This window comes from Stutzerimonas sp. FeSN7, assembly GCF_030263795.1.
GTDB classification, from domain to species: Bacteria; Pseudomonadota; Gammaproteobacteria; order Pseudomonadales; family Pseudomonadaceae; genus Stutzerimonas; species Stutzerimonas stutzeri.
In genome coordinates this window covers 4,053,795-4,070,562 of sequence record NZ_JARPMN010000001.1, presented here as the reverse complement: position 1 = coordinate 4,070,562, position 16,768 = coordinate 4,053,795, and the positions used below count along the sequence as shown (strand labels likewise).

Annotated in this window: 20 protein-coding genes; 6 read left to right on the top strand and 14 right to left on the bottom strand. The window is 65.7% G+C overall.

Annotated features, from left to right (window positions below):
- Nucleotides 1-85: 85 nt before the first annotated feature.
- Nucleotides 86-511, top strand: coding sequence for a secondary thiamine-phosphate synthase enzyme YjbQ (locus P5703_RS19475; protein WP_011911738.1), 426 nt, complete (start codon nucleotides 86-88; stop codon nucleotides 509-511).
- Nucleotides 512-588: 77 nt separating this feature from the next.
- On the top strand, nucleotides 589-918 hold the full coding sequence (gene sutA / locus P5703_RS19470; RefSeq protein ID WP_011911739.1) for a dormancy-specific transcriptional regulator SutA: 330 nt from the start codon (nucleotides 589-591) through the stop codon (nucleotides 916-918).
- A 69-nt stretch (nucleotides 919-987) separates the two neighbouring features.
- On the opposite strand, the gene P5703_RS19465 is transcribed toward sutA, so the two are convergent.
- The 6 genes from P5703_RS19465 to lptM are packed head-to-tail and all read right to left on the bottom strand — an operon-like array spanning nucleotide 988 to nucleotide 5,572.
- A complete protein-coding gene (locus tag P5703_RS19465) occupies nucleotides 988-1,689 on the bottom strand; it encodes an HAD family hydrolase (protein ID WP_019405712.1) in 702 nt (233 codons plus the stop codon).
- On the bottom strand, nucleotides 1,686-2,585 hold the full coding sequence (gene xerC, locus P5703_RS19460; RefSeq protein ID WP_285589138.1) for a tyrosine recombinase XerC: 900 nt from the start codon (nucleotides 2,583-2,585) through the stop codon (nucleotides 1,686-1,688). Before xerC ends, P5703_RS19465 begins: the two co-directional genes overlap by 4 nt.
- A gap of 56 nt (nucleotides 2,586-2,641) precedes the next feature.
- Nucleotides 2,642-3,334 (bottom strand): DUF484 family protein, encoded by a 693-nt coding sequence (locus P5703_RS19455; RefSeq protein ID WP_011911742.1) that lies wholly within the window; start codon nucleotides 3,332-3,334, stop codon nucleotides 2,642-2,644.
- On the bottom strand, nucleotides 3,331-4,161 hold the full coding sequence (gene dapF, locus P5703_RS19450; RefSeq protein ID WP_084902380.1) for a diaminopimelate epimerase: 831 nt from the start codon (nucleotides 4,159-4,161) through the stop codon (nucleotides 3,331-3,333). Before dapF ends, P5703_RS19455 begins: the two co-directional genes overlap by 4 nt.
- Before the next feature lie 10 nt (nucleotides 4,162-4,171).
- A complete protein-coding gene (lysA, locus tag P5703_RS19445) occupies nucleotides 4,172-5,419 on the bottom strand; it encodes a diaminopimelate decarboxylase (protein ID WP_285589133.1) in 1,248 nt (415 codons plus the stop codon).
- 12 nt (nucleotides 5,420-5,431) lie between these two features.
- The gene (gene lptM / locus P5703_RS19440) at nucleotides 5,432-5,572 is read right to left on the bottom strand and encodes an LPS translocon maturation chaperone LptM (RefSeq protein WP_003283423.1); all 141 of its coding nucleotides are present in this window, start codon (nucleotides 5,570-5,572) and stop codon (nucleotides 5,432-5,434) included.
- A gap of 187 nt (nucleotides 5,573-5,759) precedes the next feature.
- On the opposite strand from lptM, the gene cyaY reads away from it, so the two are divergent.
- Both cyaY and rnk read left to right on the top strand, forming a co-directional pair.
- The gene (cyaY, locus tag P5703_RS19435; RefSeq protein ID WP_019405708.1) at nucleotides 5,760-6,092 is read left to right on the top strand and encodes an iron donor protein CyaY; all 333 of its coding nucleotides are present in this window, start codon (nucleotides 5,760-5,762) and stop codon (nucleotides 6,090-6,092) included.
- Nucleotides 6,093-6,252: 160 nt separating this feature from the next.
- Nucleotides 6,253-6,657 (top strand): nucleoside diphosphate kinase regulator, encoded by a 405-nt coding sequence (rnk, locus tag P5703_RS19430; RefSeq protein WP_011911747.1) that lies wholly within the window; start codon nucleotides 6,253-6,255, stop codon nucleotides 6,655-6,657.
- Nucleotides 6,658-6,740: 83 nt separating this feature from the next.
- Here rnk and P5703_RS19425 read toward each other — a convergent pair whose 3' ends face one another.
- From P5703_RS19425 to argH, 8 genes are all read right to left on the bottom strand, one after another.
- Nucleotides 6,741-6,971, bottom strand: a complete 231-nt coding sequence (locus P5703_RS19425; protein WP_043942090.1) for a FecR/PupR family sigma factor regulator — start codon at nucleotides 6,969-6,971, stop codon at nucleotides 6,741-6,743.
- A gap of 77 nt (nucleotides 6,972-7,048) precedes the next feature.
- Nucleotides 7,049-7,516, bottom strand: a complete 468-nt coding sequence (locus P5703_RS19420; RefSeq protein WP_014595680.1) for a sigma factor-like helix-turn-helix DNA-binding protein — start codon at nucleotides 7,514-7,516, stop codon at nucleotides 7,049-7,051.
- Nucleotides 7,517-7,601: 85 nt separating this feature from the next.
- Complete coding sequence (locus P5703_RS19415; RefSeq protein WP_285589130.1) at nucleotides 7,602-10,418, bottom strand: class I adenylate cyclase; 2,817 nt, start codon at nucleotides 10,416-10,418, stop codon at nucleotides 7,602-7,604.
- Between the two features lie 150 nt (nucleotides 10,419-10,568).
- On the bottom strand, nucleotides 10,569-10,814 hold the full coding sequence (locus P5703_RS19410; protein WP_011911750.1) for a TIGR02647 family protein: 246 nt from the start codon (nucleotides 10,812-10,814) through the stop codon (nucleotides 10,569-10,571).
- Between the two features lie 78 nt (nucleotides 10,815-10,892).
- Nucleotides 10,893-11,333, bottom strand: coding sequence for a hypothetical protein (locus P5703_RS19405; RefSeq protein WP_011911751.1), 441 nt, complete (start codon nucleotides 11,331-11,333; stop codon nucleotides 10,893-10,895).
- A gap of 70 nt (nucleotides 11,334-11,403) precedes the next feature.
- The gene (locus tag P5703_RS19400) at nucleotides 11,404-11,931 is read right to left on the bottom strand and encodes a hypothetical protein (protein WP_011911752.1); all 528 of its coding nucleotides are present in this window, start codon (nucleotides 11,929-11,931) and stop codon (nucleotides 11,404-11,406) included.
- Between the two features lie 77 nt (nucleotides 11,932-12,008).
- Complete coding sequence (locus tag P5703_RS19395) at nucleotides 12,009-13,157, bottom strand: NnrS family protein (RefSeq protein ID WP_014595682.1); 1,149 nt, start codon at nucleotides 13,155-13,157, stop codon at nucleotides 12,009-12,011.
- A 55-nt stretch (nucleotides 13,158-13,212) separates the two neighbouring features.
- Nucleotides 13,213-14,607: an argininosuccinate lyase gene (gene argH / locus P5703_RS19390; RefSeq protein WP_014595683.1), complete on the bottom strand. Its 1,395-nt coding sequence runs from the start codon at nucleotides 14,605-14,607 to the stop codon at nucleotides 13,213-13,215.
- A 206-nt stretch (nucleotides 14,608-14,813) separates the two neighbouring features.
- Here argH and P5703_RS19385 point away from each other — a divergent pair, with 206 nt between their 5' ends.
- Together P5703_RS19385 and P5703_RS19380 are read left to right on the top strand one after the other, a co-directional pair.
- On the top strand, nucleotides 14,814-15,872 hold the full coding sequence (locus P5703_RS19385) for a sensor histidine kinase (RefSeq protein WP_013981628.1): 1,059 nt from the start codon (nucleotides 14,814-14,816) through the stop codon (nucleotides 15,870-15,872).
- A complete protein-coding gene (locus tag P5703_RS19380; RefSeq protein WP_285589125.1) occupies nucleotides 15,869-16,615 on the top strand; it encodes a LytR/AlgR family response regulator transcription factor in 747 nt (248 codons plus the stop codon). The genes P5703_RS19385 and P5703_RS19380 overlap by 4 nt, the downstream gene beginning before the upstream one ends.
- Nucleotides 16,616-16,768: the final 153 nt, after the last annotated feature.

Sequence of the window (16,768 nt, the reverse complement as noted above, 5' to 3'; positions counted from 1 at the left end):
GACAAGGGCGCCTTTTGGCGCCCTTTGTTTTTTCCGGCGCCACGCTAGAATGCGCGCGACCAGCCGTCGAACATGAGTGCTGCACATGTGGCAACAGACCCTGATCACCTTGCGCGCGCGCCCACGCGGTTTTCATCTGATCACCGACGAGCTGCTCGCCGCGCTGCCGGAACTGCGGCAATGTCAGGTCGGTCTGTTACACCTGTGGCTGCGGCATACCTCGGCCTCGCTGACGATCAACGAGAATGCCGACTCAGCGGTACGGCGCGATTTCGAACGGTTCTTCAATCGTCTGGTGCCGCAGGGCGAGGACGGTTACGAGCATGACTACGAAGGGCCGGACGACTTGCCGGCACACTTCAAGGCCAGCCTGCTCGGCTGCCAGCTGAGCCTGCCGGTAAGCGCGGGGCGCCTGGCACTGGGGACTTGGCAGGGCGTCTATCTCGGAGAGCACCGCGACCAGGGTGGCGCGCGGCAGATAGTGGCAACGCTGCACGGGACGGCAAGTTGAATTTTTTTTGGTGATGTCGGTCATTCCGCATCGCTGGGCTATAACTTACTCCGCTTTGGCAAGCCATGAGGTAGAACATGAGCGACGAAGAACTAGAACAAGACGATCTGGAAGTGGGCGACGAGGAGGAAGGGGAGGAGCTGAACGCTGCCGATGACGGCGACGACAGCCTCGACGAGGAGGGCACCGACAGCGAGCGGGCCACGCCGACCAAGAAGGCCAAGGCCAAGTCCGCCGAGCCGGACGAGCTGCCGAGCCTGGAAGCCAAGCAGAAGGAGCGCGAAGCGCTGGCGCGGGCCATGGAGGAGTTCCTGGCACGTGGCGGCCGCGTTCAGGAGGTCGAACCCAATGTGGTCGCCGACCCGCCGAAGAAGCCGGATAGCAAGTACGGCAGCCGTCCTATCTGAGCTGCACGGATCACGAAGAAGCCCGCTATTGAGCGGGCTTCTTCGTTTCAGCGGCGCGCTGGCGGTGGCTCAGTTGTCGCGCCAGGCGAGCAGCAGCTTGGGCAGGTCGGCCAGGCGCTGGATCTCGGCGTCGGGCTGGTAGTCGTGCGCCCAGGCGATCCGCTTCGGGTTGAACCACACCGCGCGTAGCCCAGCCTGCTGTGCGCCGGCGATGTCGTCCAGGGCATGGTCGCCGATGTGCACCGCCTGTTCCGGGCGCGCATCACCCAGGCGCAGGGCCTGCTGGAATGGATGCGGATCCGGTTTGCCGACGCCCAGATCCTCAGCGCACAGGGTGAACTGGAAGTAGTCCGCCAGGCCCAGGCGGCGCACATCCGCATTGCCGTTGGTGATCACGCCGAGGGTGTAGTGATTGGCCAGGAATTCCAGGGTGGGTTGCACGTCGGGGAAGATCTGTACCTCGTGACGAGCATCGAGGAACACCTGGAACGCCTGCTCGGCCAGGCCGTTCGCCTCGTCGGCAGGGTAGCCGGCATCCTGCAGGGCATGTTGCAGAATGCGCCGGCGCAGCTCGCTGATGCGGTGGCGCAGCGCCGGCTCCCGCTCCACCAGCATGCGACGTATTGCACCCAGCGCTTCGATGGGAAAATCGCCGAGCCGCGGTGCATGGGCGGCGAGCCAGTCGCGCAGTGCGGTTTCCGCGCTCTGGATGGCTGGCGTGGTTTCCCAGAAGGTGTCGTCGAGGTCGAAGGTGATCAGGCGGATGCTCATGTGTCGGTGTCCTGCTTGCGCTTGGCGCGCGGATGCGCATGGTCGTAGACCTTGGCCAGGTGCTGGAAATCCAGGTGCGTGTAGATCTGCGTCGTGCCGATGTCGGCATGGCCGAGCAGCTCCTGCACCGAGCGCAGGTCCTGCGAGGATTCCAGCAGATGGCTGGCGAAACTGTGGCGCAGCATGTGCGGGTGCAGATGCTGACCGAGTTCGCGCACACCGGCCTGGCGTACCCGCAGCTGCACGGCACGGGCGCCGAGGCGACGCCCTTGCTGGCCGATGAACACCGCACCGTCGGCGGGCCCGGCCAGCGTTCGCAACGGTAACCAGGCCTGCAGCGCCTCACGCGCCTTGCTGCCGACCGGCAGTTCGCGCACCTTGTTGCCCTTGCCCAGTACCCGCACCAGACTGGCGGCGAGGTCGAGCTGATCGAGGTTCAGACCGACCAGTTCGGACAGGCGCAGACCGGAGGAATAGAACAGTTCGAGCATCGCCTGATCGCGACGGGCGATGAAATCGTCCTCGACACCGCCATCGAGCAGCTGCATGGCGCGATCGGTATCCAGCAGGCGCGGCAACCGGCGTTCGCCCTTGGGGGCGGACAGGCCGGTGGCCGGGTCGTGCTCGCAGAGCCCTTCCTGGTTGAGGTAGCGATACAGTCCGCGCACCGATGACAACAGGCGTGCCAGGCTGCGGCTGGACTGTCCCTGGCGATGCTGTTCGGCGATCAGGTGGCGCAGATGGCGGCCCTGCAGGTCACGCCAACCGGCGATGCGCTCGCGCTCGCAGTAGGTGAGAACCTTGTCCAGATCGCGACGATAGGCATCCAGCGAATGGCCGGACAGCTGTCGCGCGCTGCGCAGGTATTCGAAGTAGGCGTCGAGTTCGTTCTGCACCGGGCTCCCTCGCTCGCGAAAAGAACGGCCACGCCAGCCGACGCCGGCGGCTGCGCTCAGCGTACCGAGCGCAGCGGGGTGCCGAAGCGCGGCAAGACGCGCGCGAGCACTTCGGCGATATAACCGAGGAACAGGGTGCCCAGCGAGCTCTTGTAGTGCTGCGGGTCGCGGCTGCCGATGGCGAGAACCCCCAGCTGGTCGTCGAGGCTGACCACCGCGGCGGAGCCGACGCTGGGGCCATCCTCGCCGAACAGAAAGCTGAGCTCGTGGGGACGCAGCACGCCGCAGATGGTCTTGCCACCCTCGAGCAGGCCACCGATGTTCTGCTTGGCCTCGGCGGTGCTGACGCAGCGGCCGACCGGCAATGTCGCCTCGCTGAACAGGATCAGGCTGACGTAGGGCACCTGAAACTCATGGCGCAGGCTGTCTTCCACCGCGCTGACCACCTCTTCCAGGCTACCGGCGTCGAGCAGGTCGAGCACCAGGCGGCGGGTCTTGTCGAACAGGCGATCGTTGTCGCGGGCCACGTCCATCAGCTGTGACAGGCGATGGCGCATCTCGATGTTGCGCTCGCGCAGCAGCTTGACCTGGCGTTCCACCAGCGACACGGCGGTGCCCGGCTGGTGTGGGATACGCAATTCCGGGATCAGCTCGTCGTGGTCGACGAAGAACTCCGGATGGGCGCGCAGGTAGGCGGCGACGGCTTCGGCGTCGGGTAGCGGAGTGCTGCCCTGGGTCTGGTCGGTCATAGGCGAACCTGTCCTTCAAAAACGCGAACGGCGGGGCCGGTCATCATAACCGGCTGCCCCGGACCTGCCCATTCGATGGACAGACGGCCGCCGGGCAGTTCGATCTGCACCGGCGAGTCCATCCAGCCCTGGCGAATGGCGGCTACCGCGGCCGCACAGGCACCGGTGCCGCAGGCCTGGGTCTCACCGGCGCCGCGCTCCCATACGCGCAGCCGCGCATGGCGGCGATCAACCACCTGCAGGAAGCCGACGTTGACCCGCTGCGGAAAGCGCGGGTGATGCTCGATCTTCGGCCCCAGTTCATGCACCGGCGCACGCTCGACACTGTCCACCCGCAGCACTGCATGGGGGTTGCCCATGGATACCGCGGCCAGTTCGACCTGCTGCCCGTCCACCTCGAGCGAATAGCTCAGGGCTTCTCGCTCGGCCTGAAACGGTATCTCGGCAGGCACCAGGCGCGGCGGGCCCATGTCGACGCGGATCTGTCCATCGGGGCGGATGTCCAGCTCGATGATGCCGCCCTTGGTTTCCACCTTGATCTTGCGTTTGACAGTCAGGCGCTTGTCGACCACGAAGCGGGCGAAGCAGCGCGCGCCGTTGCCGCATTGCTCCACTTCCGAACCGTCGGAGTTGAAGATGCGGTAGCGAAAATCCACATCCGGATCCTGCGGCGGCTCGACGATCAGCAGCTGATCGAAGCCGACGCCGGTGTGACGATCGCCCCATTGCTTGGCGTGCTTGGGCTGGATGTGCGCGTGCTGGCTGACCAGGTCGATGACCATGAAGTCGTTGCCCAGACCGTGCATCTTGGTAAAGCGCAGAAGCATGATCGTGGCCTCAAGTGGGCAGCAGGCTTTCGCCGGCGTACAGCTCCTGAACGCTCTCGCGACGGCGCACTTCGAAGGCCTGGTCACCATCCACCAGCACCTCGGCGGCGCGGCCGCGGGTGTTGTAGTTGGAGCTCATGACGAAGCCGTAGGCGCCGGCCGAGCACACCGCCAGCAGGTCACCTTCGGCCAGTGCCAGCTCGCGATCCTTGGCGAGGAAGTCGCCGGTCTCGCAGATCGGCCCGACGATGTCGTAGCGGCGCGTATCGCCTTCGTGCGGTTGCACCGCGATCACGTTCATCCAGGCCTGGTACAGCGCCGGACGGATCAGGTCGTTCATCGCTGCATCGACGATTGCGAAATCCTTGTGCGCGGTGTGCTTGAGATACTCCACGCGGGTCAGCAGCAGGCCGGCGTTGGCGACGATGGAGCGGCCCGGCTCGAACACCAGCGCCAGGCCACGGCCTTCGATGCGCTGGCGCACGGCCTGGATGTAGTCACCGGCCAGCGGTGGCTGTTCGTCGCGATAGCGCACCCCGAGACCGCCGCCCAGGTCCAGGTGACGGATCTGGATGCCGCGCGTGGCGAGCCGATCGATCAGCGCCAGCAGGCGGTCAAGGGCATCGAGGAAGGGCGGCAGGCTGGTCAGCTGCGAGCCGATGTGGCAGTCGACGCCGACCACTTCCAGGTTCGGCAGCTCGGCCGCGCGGGCGTAGACCGCCTCGGCGTTGTCGATATCGATGCCGAACTTGTTCTCTTTCAACCCGGTGGAGATGTAGGGATGGGTGCCGGCATCCACGTCTGGATTGACCCGCAGGGAAACCGGCGCCTTCATGCCCAGTTCGGCGGCGACCTGCTGCAGACGCTCCAGCTCGTCGGTGGACTCGACGTTGAAGCAGTGCACACCGACCTCCAGTGCGCGGCGCATGTCGTCGCGAGTCTTGCCGACGCCGGAAAAGACGATGCGGCCCGGCTCGCCGCCGGCGGCGAGCACGCGCTCCAGTTCACCGCGCGAGACGATGTCGAAGCCCGCGCCGAGACGTGCCAACACGTTCAGTACACTGAGGTTCGAGTTGGCCTTGACGGCGAAACAGACCAGGTGCGGCATGCCTTCCAGCGCATCGGAGTAAGCCCGGTACTGGGCTTCGATGTGGGCGCGGGAATAGACGTAGGTCGGCGTGCCGAAGCGTTGCGCGAGTGCGGGCAGTGCCACGCCCTCCGCGAAGAGTTGACCGTCGCGGTACGAGAAGGCCTCCATGAACAGCCTCCTTTAGAGTTCGAAACGGTCTTTGGAACGTTCTTTGACGGTCTGCTCGTCATCCGGCAGATACAGCGGACCTTTCTGGCCGCAGCCGCTGAGCGCGGCGGCGAAGACGGCGAGAGCGATGAAGGGAAGCAGAAGGCGCTTCATGGGGACTGGAATCCTTGAAAAATCTAATCGCCGGAGTATACCCAGCACCCGCCGGATTGCCTATGCGAGCCGCACGTCACACGGCGGCTGACCTGGCGGTCGGCTCGCTTGACCCGTCCGCGCCCTGCTAAGCTCGCCGCCGTCGAGCGCGACCTGCGTCGCGCGCAGAATCATCGAGGAAAGTTGCATGAGCCTGAGCGAAGCCCGTTACCACGACCTGGTCGATGCCGTGCAGGAGAGCGTCGAGGACGTGTTCGACGACACCAGTCTGGATGTCGACCTGGAGAATTCCGGTGGCGTACTGACCGTGCGTTTCGACAACGGCAGCCAGCTGATCCTCAGTCGGCAGCCGGCGCTGCGTCAGCTGTGGGTGGCGGCACGTTCCGGCGGCTTTCATTTCGACTATGACGAAGGCAGCCAGCTGTGGCTGTGCGATGCCAGCGGCGAGCGCCTCGGCGAACTCCTGACGCGGGTTACGCAGGAGCAGGGTGGTGAGGCGCTTGAGTTCGAGGATATCTGATCCGGCTGGTCTGCAGTCCGCGAGTTTACTGGCCTGCGGGCTGGGGTCTTGCTTATTCGGGCTGCTGTGATAGTGTCTCCGGCAGGTCAGCAAAACCCCGCCTTCGGGCGGGGTTTTGCTTTTTTCAGCATTTCATTTTCCCAGGAGCTAGCCAGAGCCCATGACCAGTGCACCGCCGATCATCCTTACCAAACTCGACCTGCAGCGCCTCGAGCGGCTGCTCGACAGCCTGGACGATTACGGTCCGGCCGCCGAAGCGCTCGAGCAGGAACTGTCGCGGGCGCAGGTCGTGGAACGCAGCGAGATGCCTGCCGGTGTCGTGACCATGAACTCGCGCGTGCACTGCCGCGACGAGGGCAGCGGCAAGGACTACCACCTGACGCTCGTCTACCCCCACGATGCCGGCAAGGAAGGCACCGTGTCCGTCCTCGCTCCGGTCGGCACCGCGCTGCTGGGCATGAGCGTCGGTCAGCACATCGACTGGCCAGCCCCGGGCGGCAAGATGATCAAGCTCACCCTGCTAGCCATCGAGTATCAGCCCGAAGCAGCCGGCGATCCGTTCTGATCCTGCGGTTGTCCGCTCTATAGGACCGGCGTCCCGCCGGTTCCCATCGATGTGGGGCGGCGCCTGCTGCAAGGGTGGGTGCGTCAGGCTCGCCGAGCGCGACGGCAGAAGGTCCTGACGATCCAGGCGCCAGCGTTCTCGTCAGTTCGTGGCGGCCGTTGGGCTTCCGACGGAAGCTGTCCGGTCAGCCGCCATATCTGCTCCGCTCGTTGCCAGGCGCTGGCATTGACAGGCGAGGCCCGCTGCCAGGCCTCGCAGGCAGCACGCAATTCCTGGTCGTCGGGCGAAGCCTGCAGCCAGATAAGCCATTCCATGGCGCAATTCCATTGAGGTGCGGGAATTTCACTCATTCGAGTTCACCGGCGGTTGGAATAAACCCAGATTTGGCTTGTTACGGCCGCTTTGTCGCTCCGTCCAACGCGGCCGCGCAGCGGCTGAGTGCCGTGCGTATCGCCTGGTGGGCCATGCCGGCGGTGATGTCCAGTTCCCTTGCGACTTGCTCCAGCGTGTAGCCGCGCAGGCGATGCAGTTCGAAGGCCATGCGGGTATGCGCCGGCAGCTGTGCCAGAGCGTCGGCGATCAGCCTGAGCTCGTCCGGCTGTGCAGATACCTGCTCGGCCCTATGCTCTCGTACGCGAGGCGCGTGGTCGTCCGCCCTGGTGGGCGCGGGTTTGGTCACGATATGCAGGAAGATGCTCATGGCCTTGCTCAGCCAGAAGCGGGCTTGAGCGACCCGGCGCGACGTCTTGTGGCCATCCATGGCGGTTTGGCTTGTCGGCGCTCGGTTCGCCGGCAATGAGCCGACGAGGATGCCGTGATCAGCCGCGAACAGATCGGTTTTGTTGTCTTGCTCGTTCACGATGGTGCGCTCTCGAAGAAATGCGCGGATGGCCCGGGCATCCTAGCTTGAAGGCAAAATGACATCAAGCAAGAATAGTTATCATTCAGGCGTCCATGGCGGCGTTCAGCGCGGCCTCCAGCCGCGACTTGTAGCGCAGGTACTGGACGGTCTGGCTGCGCCCATTGCCGTGCAGCCCGGACAGATCGATATCGGTGATGTAACAGGGGTAGCGTTCGCCGTCGCGGCGGCGGGCGACGATCGTGCGTGTCACGGCGGCGAACAGGTCGTTGCCGTATTCAAGGCCGGAGAATTCCTGCTGGTTGCAGTACAACGTGACCTGCGAACGACCGTTGTCGCCGGCTTCGACGATCGCCTGCACCTCATAGAACGGATCGGTGACCTCGCCCAGGGGGGCTGGACGCCGCTCCAGCGTCGATGGCTGCGGACCCTGACCGGGCTGGATGCGGTAGACCAGAATCGTCGGATCCAGCGGGGCGACACCCTCACCCGGCTGCTGCGCGGCGCGGCGGAACATCAGTGATTCGAGAAAACGCAGCAATGGGCGCAGCAGCGTGCGTTCATCGCGATAGGGCAGTTGCTGGTGCCACAAGGCGTTGCACTCGTCGAGCACGCTGAGTTCGGCGCTGCCGTCCTCCGCACGGTAGAACACCTGCAGGCAGCCAGGCCGCCCCTGGGTAAGGATCAGCGCCAGGTCGTCGCCGGCCAGCGCCGCGCGATCGAGCTGCAGTGGGCTGTAGAGATGATGGGCCTCGCCAAGGTATTCCAGCAGTGCCGCCCGGTCGACCAGGCTGGTCAGCCGCAGGTCGCTCCCGTCGCGCTGCAGCACATGAAAGTGCTGGCGGATCTGCAGGAGATAGCGGCCGTGAGTAGCGCCGGCCAGGCTGCGTCGAGCGTCATCGAAGATCTGCTCGAGGCGTCGCGCAATGGCTTGCCCACGGTTGCGGGCAAAGCAGAACACCTGCAGTTGCGGGGGCTGGTCGCTGGCTCCGAGGTCGGCGAGGTTGTCGCGCAGGCACAGGGCGAGCGCTTTTGGCCCTTCGTAGCGCGTTACCAGCATCTCGTTCCAGCTGTTGAGCGTCACCTGATCCACGCTCTGCACCAGATTCTCAACGGCGCCGGCGAGGATCGACTCGCTGCTGGCCAGTCCGGCGGCATGCAGCGCGGGATCCATCCCGATGTTGACCAGCAGCAACACACGGCTGGCCCTGCTCGGTGCGAGCAGCGCCTCCTCGTCCACGGCCGGTAGCGGCATGGGCAGCGCACGGCGCAGGTCGCTCAGCAGCGCGAACAGCTCGGCTTCGCTCAAGCCGCTGTCGCCGGGGAAGAGCGACAGATGGGTGCCGGTATCCACCACGCCGTTGCGGTGGCCCCAGGCGAGTAGCGCCAGCAGTTCGCGGGCGCGCTTCAATGGCGCGTAATTGGGCAGTTCCGGCGCCGTGAGCTGGCCCTGGTAGAGCGACCAGTGCACGTCGCCCGCACCGTCATAACCGTGCACCAGCGTCAGGCTGTCCTCGGACATGTCCGGCGAGATGCCGAGGTTGACCACCTCCACCTTGCCAGCCTTGCGTTCGATGGCCGCGTACAGGCGGCGGCCTAGTACGCCGAGATCGCGACTGGTGAGCGGGCTGGTCGCTTGCACGCGCCGGGTGAAATCGCTGAGGAAGCGATAGCCATAGGTCAGTTCGTTGACCAGCGCGCGGCGTTCCTGGCTGACCTGGCGCACCTTCCACTGGCTGCGATTGTCGAGCAGAGCGAACTGTCGCTCGTCCCAGCGCCAGTCGCGGGTCAGGCGTTCGAGCAGGCTGCGTTGCCAGCTCTTGTTGCGGTTGGCCGGTGGGCGACTCAGCGGTCGGTTGATCTTCAGGTACAGGCAGCGTCGGGCGAGCTCCAGCCGCTCCTGAGCGCCGCGCTCGCACAGGTAGCGTTCGATGGCGTGATAGGCGGCGATATACGGATCGAGCTCGTCCAGGTCGGTGCGACCATGATAGATGGCCTGCTTGAAATCCAGCGCCAGGCAGCGCAGCTGCGGGTACCGGCTGGCGTAGACCTCCACCAGCAGCAGCTTGAACAGCGACTTGTACGGCGAGTCGATGGCCTTGTACAGCTGCCACAGGCCGGCGCCGACGAACTCGCCTGGCGGTACCTGGCCGAGATGGCCGAGATCGAGCACCTCGTCGGCGCGCACGAAGCGCTTGGCCAGCAGCGTCGCCACGTAATCGTCGTAGCGATGCTCCTCGTAGTCGGGCACCAGCCACCACAGTGGCGTTCGCCCGCCGAGCCACAGCGCGGTGCGGTAGAACTCGTCGAGCAACAGATAATGTTGCGTGGTGCCGCAGTCGTCGGAGGTCAGCTTGGCGTCGCGCTGGCCCTGGGTGAAACGTTCGGGGTCGACCAGAAAGAAGTGCGCCTCGCTGCCCTGGCTCGCCGCCCAGGCTCGTAGCGACTCGCATTTGCGGCGCAGTTCCTCGAGTTGCCGTTCGTCGAGTTCCGGATCATGGCAGACCCATACGTCCAGATCGCTGTGCTCGTCCTGGGCAGCGGTGCCCAGGCTGCCCATCAGAAACAGGCCGAGAATCGGCTGAGGTGCCTTGCTGCGCACGGGCTTGTAGGCGAAGGAGCGGCTCAGGCGCTGCGCCTCGGCCAGCTGCTCGGCGTCCGGCTCGAAGTTGGCGAGACCGGCCGGCGTGGTGGCCGAGATGTAACCGGGCAGAATCGGATGATTGACGTGAAACAGCAGCGGCAGGAGCTTGAGCACCTGCTGCTGACGGGTCGACATGGCGGCCAGAGCCCGTTCCAGGCGTGCAGCGTTGACTGCCAGAAAGCGCGTGCGCAGCGTGGCCAGCACCTTGCGGTCGATGCCTTCTTCGAGAACCAGGTGGATGTGCTGAGTACGGGTCATGGGGCTTCGTGCAGGCGAGGCTAACCCTGTTGATCGGCCGGTATGGGCAGGGCTTGAGCCCGGCAGGGCGCCCGCCGACCGGTGGCTGCCCCTGCCCGCGGCCGCACATTATCCGCGGCCCGGGCAAGCGAAGCAAAATGCAGTGGCGGATCAGGCCGGAACGGTCTCCGAAAGAATGGTCAGCAGCGTCTGTGCCTGTTCGGCGGCGTCGCGCCCGAGGCTGGTGAGATAGCCGCCGTCGGCCTGGGTGATCAGGCCCTTGGCATGCAAGCGGCTGAAGGCGGCGATGGTGGAGGGGCTGGCGTTGTGGTGCACCTTCAGCCCTTCCTGCAGGTTTTCCAGATTGAACTGGCAGAGGACTTCCAGCTCGGCGACCAACTCAGGGGTGTACGACATGCTCGCTCCTCGGATGGTGGGCTCATGCCCTGTTCGCTGAGTGTAGATGCTGTCGGCGCCCCTGCCTTGATCCAGATCCTATTCGGATGCTTCCGGCAATTCCGGCAGCTTGCGCAGCATGGTTTCATAGGCGGCGCCGTCGAAGGGCCGATCGTCGCGCAGCATGGCGCGGATCTCGTGCGCCAGCACCAGCGCCATCATCTGCAGGCACTCGTCGCGCTCGTAGCCGACCAGGGTCAGTTTGTTCAGCGTCGCCTGGGTGGCCGCCGGCTCGCCGCTCTCCAGTTGGTTCTCGATGGCCTGGAGCAGGGCTTCTTCGGCGAAGGCTTCGTCTTCGTCGCTGGTATGCGTGTCGTTGGTCATGGGATTCCTATCGAGCGGCGCCGGATTTTCCTCGTCCAGCTGACAGAGCGTACAGCTGCCGTCGTCCGGCCGGTTGGTTTCGACGTAGCGTACCCGCCGCTGGGCGGCCTGGCGATCGGCATCGACGCGGTAACGCGGGCGGTCTGGGGCGGTCATGGTGCATCTCCTGGCTCTTTCCAGCTAAGCACCCGCACGCGCCGAGAGCAATGCATGCCGTGCCGCGGGCTCAATCCATGAAGCTTAGCGCCAGGCAGAGCAGGCCGAACGCGCCCCAGACCAGCGAGAAGATGATCGGCGTGCGTAGCGAGAAAAGCAGCGTGCGCTTGTAGCGATGCCCGCCGACCGGACTGTTGCCCTCGCCAAACAGTGCCGATTCGTTGTTCGGCAGCATGCCGACCCGGCCTTCGATCTGCAGCAGCTCGGCCTGTTTCTGATGCCAGCGCTCGATGACGTCGAAGTTGGCCTTGATGCCAGGCATGGCGTGGATCGAGGTGAGCAGGCCGAGCAGCGACAGGATGGCCGGCACCACCAGGCGGAACAGGTCGCCCCATTCGGGGTTGCTGTTGGCCATGGACGACGCGAACGCGATCATCAGGAACGACTGCGAGGCCAGGTAGGCGCTGGTGCGTTCGGCCAGCAGGCTGGACTCGAAGTGGATTTCGGAGCGGTAGAACAGCAGGCGCTCCTTGGGCGACTCGAAGAGCTCGCCGCCCTGGGTGTCCTGATTCAACAGCAGGGTGCGCAGGTCGGGCATGCGGGTTCCGTGTCATCGGTGAATGGCGGTTGCTGCATGTAGGTCAAGCGCGGAGCGCGAGAGTTCCGAGCGATGCGCTATAGGTCAGGCTGGGCGCGCGGGCTGTCGACGTGCGCAGCGCGGCACTGCCAGAGCAGCAAGGCCAGGCTGAGAAAGGCCAGGGACCAGCAGCCTGCCGCGATCAGCAGCCAACCCGGCTGTGGCAGCGCCAGCAGCGCGGGCACGACGCGGGCGAGGGCGGCCAGGCTGATCAGCAGCGCCATAGCCTGGATCCAGGGCCGCGCAGCCGGGTCGCGGAAGCGGTAGAGCAGACGCGTGCGTGCCATCACCGCGAAGGTCAGGCTGCCCAGAGCGCCTACGCTCAGCGCATGCAGCGTCGCGCTCAGCGACAGCGCTGGCAGCAGCAAGCCCAGCCCGAGCAGCAGCAGGCCGAACGCCAGCCAGGCGTAACCGAGCAGCAGGATCAGCAGGTCCGCGCGCGCGCAACGCCACGGCTGCCAGCGCAGCAGGCGGATCGCGCTGAGCACGCCGGCGCTGATAACCAGCGCGGCCGCGAGTTGACGCAGCAGTGGCCAGGGCAGCGGATTCAGCACGAAGGCGAGGCCCAGCAGAATCAGGACGGCGCCTTCCAGGCCAGGCTGTACCCGAGCATCGAGCCGCCGACCCTGACTCTGCGCATAACCGGCCATCGCCGGCGCGATGATCCGGCCGCCCATGAAGGCCATCAGCGTGGCGAACAGCAGCAAGGCTTCGACCAGCAGCATCCGCTCGACGGCCACCCCCAGTCCGCTGCCGGCCATGGCGCTGAGCATGGCGAGCCCGGCCAGCAGTGGCGCGACGCTCTGGTTGCGCCATTTCTTCGCGGCGCCGAAAAAGCGCGGCAGCACCTTCCAGGCCACTGCGCCGGCGAAGGTCGCGGCGCTCGCCAGCGCCAGCCAGGAGCCCGGCCAGAGCAGGAAGCTCAGGCGCGCCAGTGCCCAACTGCCGAGCAGGGAGAGGATCAGGCGCAGTGGTTGCGGACCGAGCAGGTAACCGGCGACCACCGCCAGGGCGAAGCCGAAGAGCATTTCGTGGGCGTGCCCGCTGGGCGTGCTCAGGCCGGGCGGTGCGGGGATCAGGCCGAGCAGCGCGAATACCGAGATCGGCAGGATGAAGGCCGCATAGAGTGCGGCGACGGGGAAGAACCAGGCGTTGGCGAACGGCAGGCGCGGTTGGCGTGGGTGCATTGCGCACCTCCTGCGGGATGCGTGACGGGGCCTGAGCCCCGTCACCGAATGGCCATCAGCGGTCGGCGAGCAGCGCCTGACCGCGCTTGACTGCGGCGCGCACCTGCGCCGGCGCGGTACCGCCGATGTGGTCGCGGGCGTTGACCGAGCCCTCCAGGGTCAGCACGGCGAAGACGTCGTCGCCGATCTCTCCGCTGAACTGGCGCAGCTCGTCCAGCGTCATCTCGGCCAGATCCTTGCCGGTCTGCACGCCGTACTTCACCGCGTGGCCGACGATCTCGTGACAGTCGCGGAACGGCAGCCCCTTGCGCACCAGGTAGTCGGCCAGGTCCGTGGCGGTGGAGAAGCCGCGCAGCGCCGCTTCACGCATGATTTCGCGCTTGGGCTTGATCGCCGGGACCATGTCGGCGAAGGCCCGCAGCGAGTCGCGCAGGGTGTCGGCGGCGTCGAACAGGGGTTCCTTGTCTTCCTGGTTGTCCTTGTTGTACGCCAGCGGCTGGCCCTTCATCAGCGCGAGGAGACCGGTCAGCGCGCCGAACACGCGGCCGGTCTTGCCGCGTACCAGCTCGGGCACGTCCGGGTTCTTCTTCTGCGGCATGATGGAGGAGCCGGTGCAGAAGCGATCCGGCAGGTCGATGAACTGGAACTGGGCGCTGGTCCAGAGCACCAGCTCTTCGGAGAAACGCGACAGGTGCATCATCGCCACGGAGGCGGCGGCGCAGAATTCGATGGCGAAGTCGCGATCGGAGACGCCGTCCAGCGAGTTGCCGGAAATCGCTTCGAAACCCAGCAGCTCGCAGGTGATTTCCCGCTGGATCGGGTAGGTGGTGCCGGCCAGTGCGGCCGAGCCGAGCGGCATGCGGTTGGTGCGCTTGCGGCAGTCGACCAGGCGCTCGTAGTCGCGGCTGAGCATCTCGAACCAGGCCAGCAGGTGATGGCCGAAGGTCACCGGCTGGGCGGTCTGCAGGTGGGTGAAGCCGGGCATGATGGTGTCGGCTTCGGCCTCGGCGAGACCCAGCAGACCCTGCTGCAGACGGGTGATTTCGCCGAGGATCACGTCGATTTCGTCGCGCAGCCACAGGCGGATGTCGGTGGCGACCTGGTCGTTGCGGCTGCGTCCGGTGTGCAGCTTCTTGCCGACGATGCCGATGCGGTCGGTCAGACGCGCCTCGATGTTCATGTGCACGTCTTCCAGGTCCACGCGCCAGTCGAAGGTGCCGGCCTCGATCTCGCCCTGGATGTCCTTCAGGTTGGCGATGATCTGGTCGCGCTCGGCATCGGTCAGCACGCCGGCCTTGGCGAGCATGGTGGCGTGGGCGATGGAGCCCATGATGTCGTGGCGGTAGAGGCGCTTGTCGAACTCGACGGAGGCGGTGAATCGGGCGACGAAGGCGTCGACGGGCTCGCTGAAACGGCCGCCCCAGGACTGGTTGGTCTTGTCGGTGCTCATGAATGCGCTCGCTGAAATCCGAAGGCTGTGGAAAGGCGGCGATGATAGCAGGGATGGCGCCCTTGGCGGGCACGGCGGCAGGCGTCGGCGAAGGGTGAGCTGGCTGGCATTTTCGCATTATTCCGCCCGCGCAGCCCGACACGCGGCTTGCCGTTGTCCGGGCCTGCACGGAAACTGCCGGGCAGTCGAACCGCCGGGTTGAACCTGTGAAATCCACTGCCGTATCCGATGATTTTTTCGTGCCCGAGCTTTGCCAGCCCGAGGCCTTGCTCGGCCTCGTCCTGCTCGCCGAGCTGCTGGTTTTCGTGCTGGTGCTGGCCGAGCCTATGCAGCCGGGCTTCAACTGGATGCGCCTGGCGCTGACCTCGCTGTTTGTGCAGTGGATCGTGCTGCTGTCCGCCGGCACCATGTGCCTGCTGCGTCCTCTGCTGGCGAGGCTCAGAGCGGCATTCGCCGGGCTGGCTTGCTGCGCGCTGGTGGTCGGGCTGACGCTGGCCTGCACCGCCGTGGCGGACATCTACCAGCTCGGCGGCCCGCTTTCGCGTGACGGCGAGGTCAATCTCTACCTGCGGCACGCGCTGATCAGCCTGATCATGTCGGGTCTGCTGCTACGCTATTTCTATCTGCAGAGCCAGTGGCGGCGCCAGGAGCAGGCCGAGCTGCGGGCGCGGATCGAATCGCTGCAGGCGCGCATTCGTCCGCACTTCCTGTTCAACAGCCTCAACAGCATCGCCGCACTGGTGGCGAGCGATCCGGCCAAGGCGGAGCAGGCTGTACTGGACCTGTCCGACCTGTTCCGTGCGAGCCTCGCGCGGCCGGGCACACTGGTGGCCTGGCGGGATGAGCTGGAGCTGTCGCGGCGTTACCTGTCAATCGAGCAATACCGCTTGGGCGACCGTCTGCAGATGGACTGGCGGGTCGATGGCGTGCCGGACGACTTGCCGATTCCGCAGCTGACGCTGCAGCCGCTGCTGGAGAACGCATTGGTCTATGGCATTCAGCCACGTATCGAGGGGGGCGTGGTCAGCGTAACCGCCGATTATGTCGACGGCATGTTTCAGTTGGTGGTCAGCAACCCGTTCGACGAAGCCGCTCAAGCGCAGGCCTCACGGGGCACACGGCAGGGTTTGCAGAACATCGACGCACGATTAGCGGCACTTTTCGGTCCGCTAGCGAGTCTCAGCGTGGAGCGCCGTGAAGGCCGCCATTACACATGTCTACGCTATCCGTGTGCGAGACAACCGCAGGAAGCCAGATCTATATGAATGTCCTGATTGTCGATGACGAACCTCTAGCCCGCGAGCGCCTGAGCCGACTGGTAGGTGACCTCGACGGCTATCGTGTCCTCGAGCCTGCCGCCAGCAATGGCGAAGAAGCACTGACGCTGATCGAGGAACTGCGCCCTGATATCGTGCTGCTGGATATCCGCATGCCCGGGCTCGATGGCCTGCAGGTCGCAGCCAGGCTCTGCGAGACGGATGCGCCGCCGGCGGTGATCTTTTGTACTGCCCATGATGAATTCGCCCTGGAGGCGTTCCAGGTCAGCGCGGTTGGCTACCTGGTCAAGCCGGTGCGCCCGGAGCATATGTCGGAGGCGCTGAAGAAGGCCGAGCGGCCCAACCGCATGCAGCTGGCGGCGCTGACCCGACCGGCCGCCGTTTCCGGTGCCGGGCCGCGCAGCCATATCAGCGCACGTACCCGCAAGGGCATCGAGCTGATTCCGCTGGATCAGGTGATCTACTTCATCGCCGACCACAAGTACGTCACCCTGCGCCATGTCGGCGGTGAGGTGCTGCTGGACGAGCCGCTCAAATCCCTGGAAGACGAGTTCGGTGAACGCTTCGTGCGCATCCATCGCAACGCGCTGGTGTTCCGCGATCGGATCGAGCGTCTGCAGCGCACGCCGCTCGGGCACTTCCAGCTGTTCCTCAAGGGACTCGATGGCGAGGCGTTGACTGTGAGTCGGCGTCACGTGGCCGGTGTGCGCAAACTGATGCAGAACCTCTGAAGCATCCCGCCGGTGGCGCTGGCTTCCGCGGCCCGAGGGGCGCGGGCGCCAGCGCTGACGCTGCGTCGCGCCCACGCTTTCCTTGATTCCGGCCAACCCAGCCCGGACGTCCGGCCTGTTATCATCGCCGGCAATTCACTGTTCTGGAATTGC

Coding starts and splice junctions, on each gene's coding strand:
- P5703_RS19475 (WP_011911738.1), top strand. CDS start 86: ATGTGGCAACAGACCCTGATCACCTTGCGCGCGCGCCCACGCGGTTTT.
- sutA (WP_011911739.1), top strand. CDS start 589: ATGAGCGACGAAGAACTAGAACAAGACGATCTGGAAGTGGGCGACGAG.
- P5703_RS19465 (WP_019405712.1), bottom strand. CDS start 1,689: ATGAGCATCCGCCTGATCACCTTCGACCTCGACGACACCTTCTGGGAA.
- P5703_RS19455 (WP_011911742.1), bottom strand. CDS start 3,334: ATGACCGACCAGACCCAGGGCAGCACTCCGCTACCCGACGCCGAAGCC.
- dapF (WP_084902380.1), bottom strand. CDS start 4,161: ATGCTTCTGCGCTTTACCAAGATGCACGGTCTGGGCAACGACTTCATG.
- lysA (WP_285589133.1), bottom strand. CDS start 5,419: ATGGAGGCCTTCTCGTACCGCGACGGTCAACTCTTCGCGGAGGGCGTG.
- lptM (WP_003283423.1), bottom strand. CDS start 5,572: ATGAAGCGCCTTCTGCTTCCCTTCATCGCTCTCGCCGTCTTCGCCGCC.
- cyaY (WP_019405708.1), top strand. CDS start 5,760: ATGAGCCTGAGCGAAGCCCGTTACCACGACCTGGTCGATGCCGTGCAG.
- rnk (WP_011911747.1), top strand. CDS start 6,253: ATGACCAGTGCACCGCCGATCATCCTTACCAAACTCGACCTGCAGCGC.
- P5703_RS19425 (WP_043942090.1), bottom strand. CDS start 6,971: ATGGAATGGCTTATCTGGCTGCAGGCTTCGCCCGACGACCAGGAATTG.
- P5703_RS19415 (WP_285589130.1), bottom strand. CDS start 10,418: ATGACCCGTACTCAGCACATCCACCTGGTTCTCGAAGAAGGCATCGAC.
- P5703_RS19410 (WP_011911750.1), bottom strand. CDS start 10,814: ATGTCGTACACCCCTGAGTTGGTCGCCGAGCTGGAAGTCCTCTGCCAG.
- P5703_RS19405 (WP_011911751.1), bottom strand. CDS start 11,333: ATGACCGCCCCAGACCGCCCGCGTTACCGCGTCGATGCCGATCGCCAG.
- P5703_RS19400 (WP_011911752.1), bottom strand. CDS start 11,931: ATGCCCGACCTGCGCACCCTGCTGTTGAATCAGGACACCCAGGGCGGC.
- P5703_RS19395 (WP_014595682.1), bottom strand. CDS start 13,157: ATGCACCCACGCCAACCGCGCCTGCCGTTCGCCAACGCCTGGTTCTTC.
- argH (WP_014595683.1), bottom strand. CDS start 14,607: ATGAGCACCGACAAGACCAACCAGTCCTGGGGCGGCCGTTTCAGCGAG.
- P5703_RS19380 (WP_285589125.1), top strand. CDS start 15,869: ATGAATGTCCTGATTGTCGATGACGAACCTCTAGCCCGCGAGCGCCTG.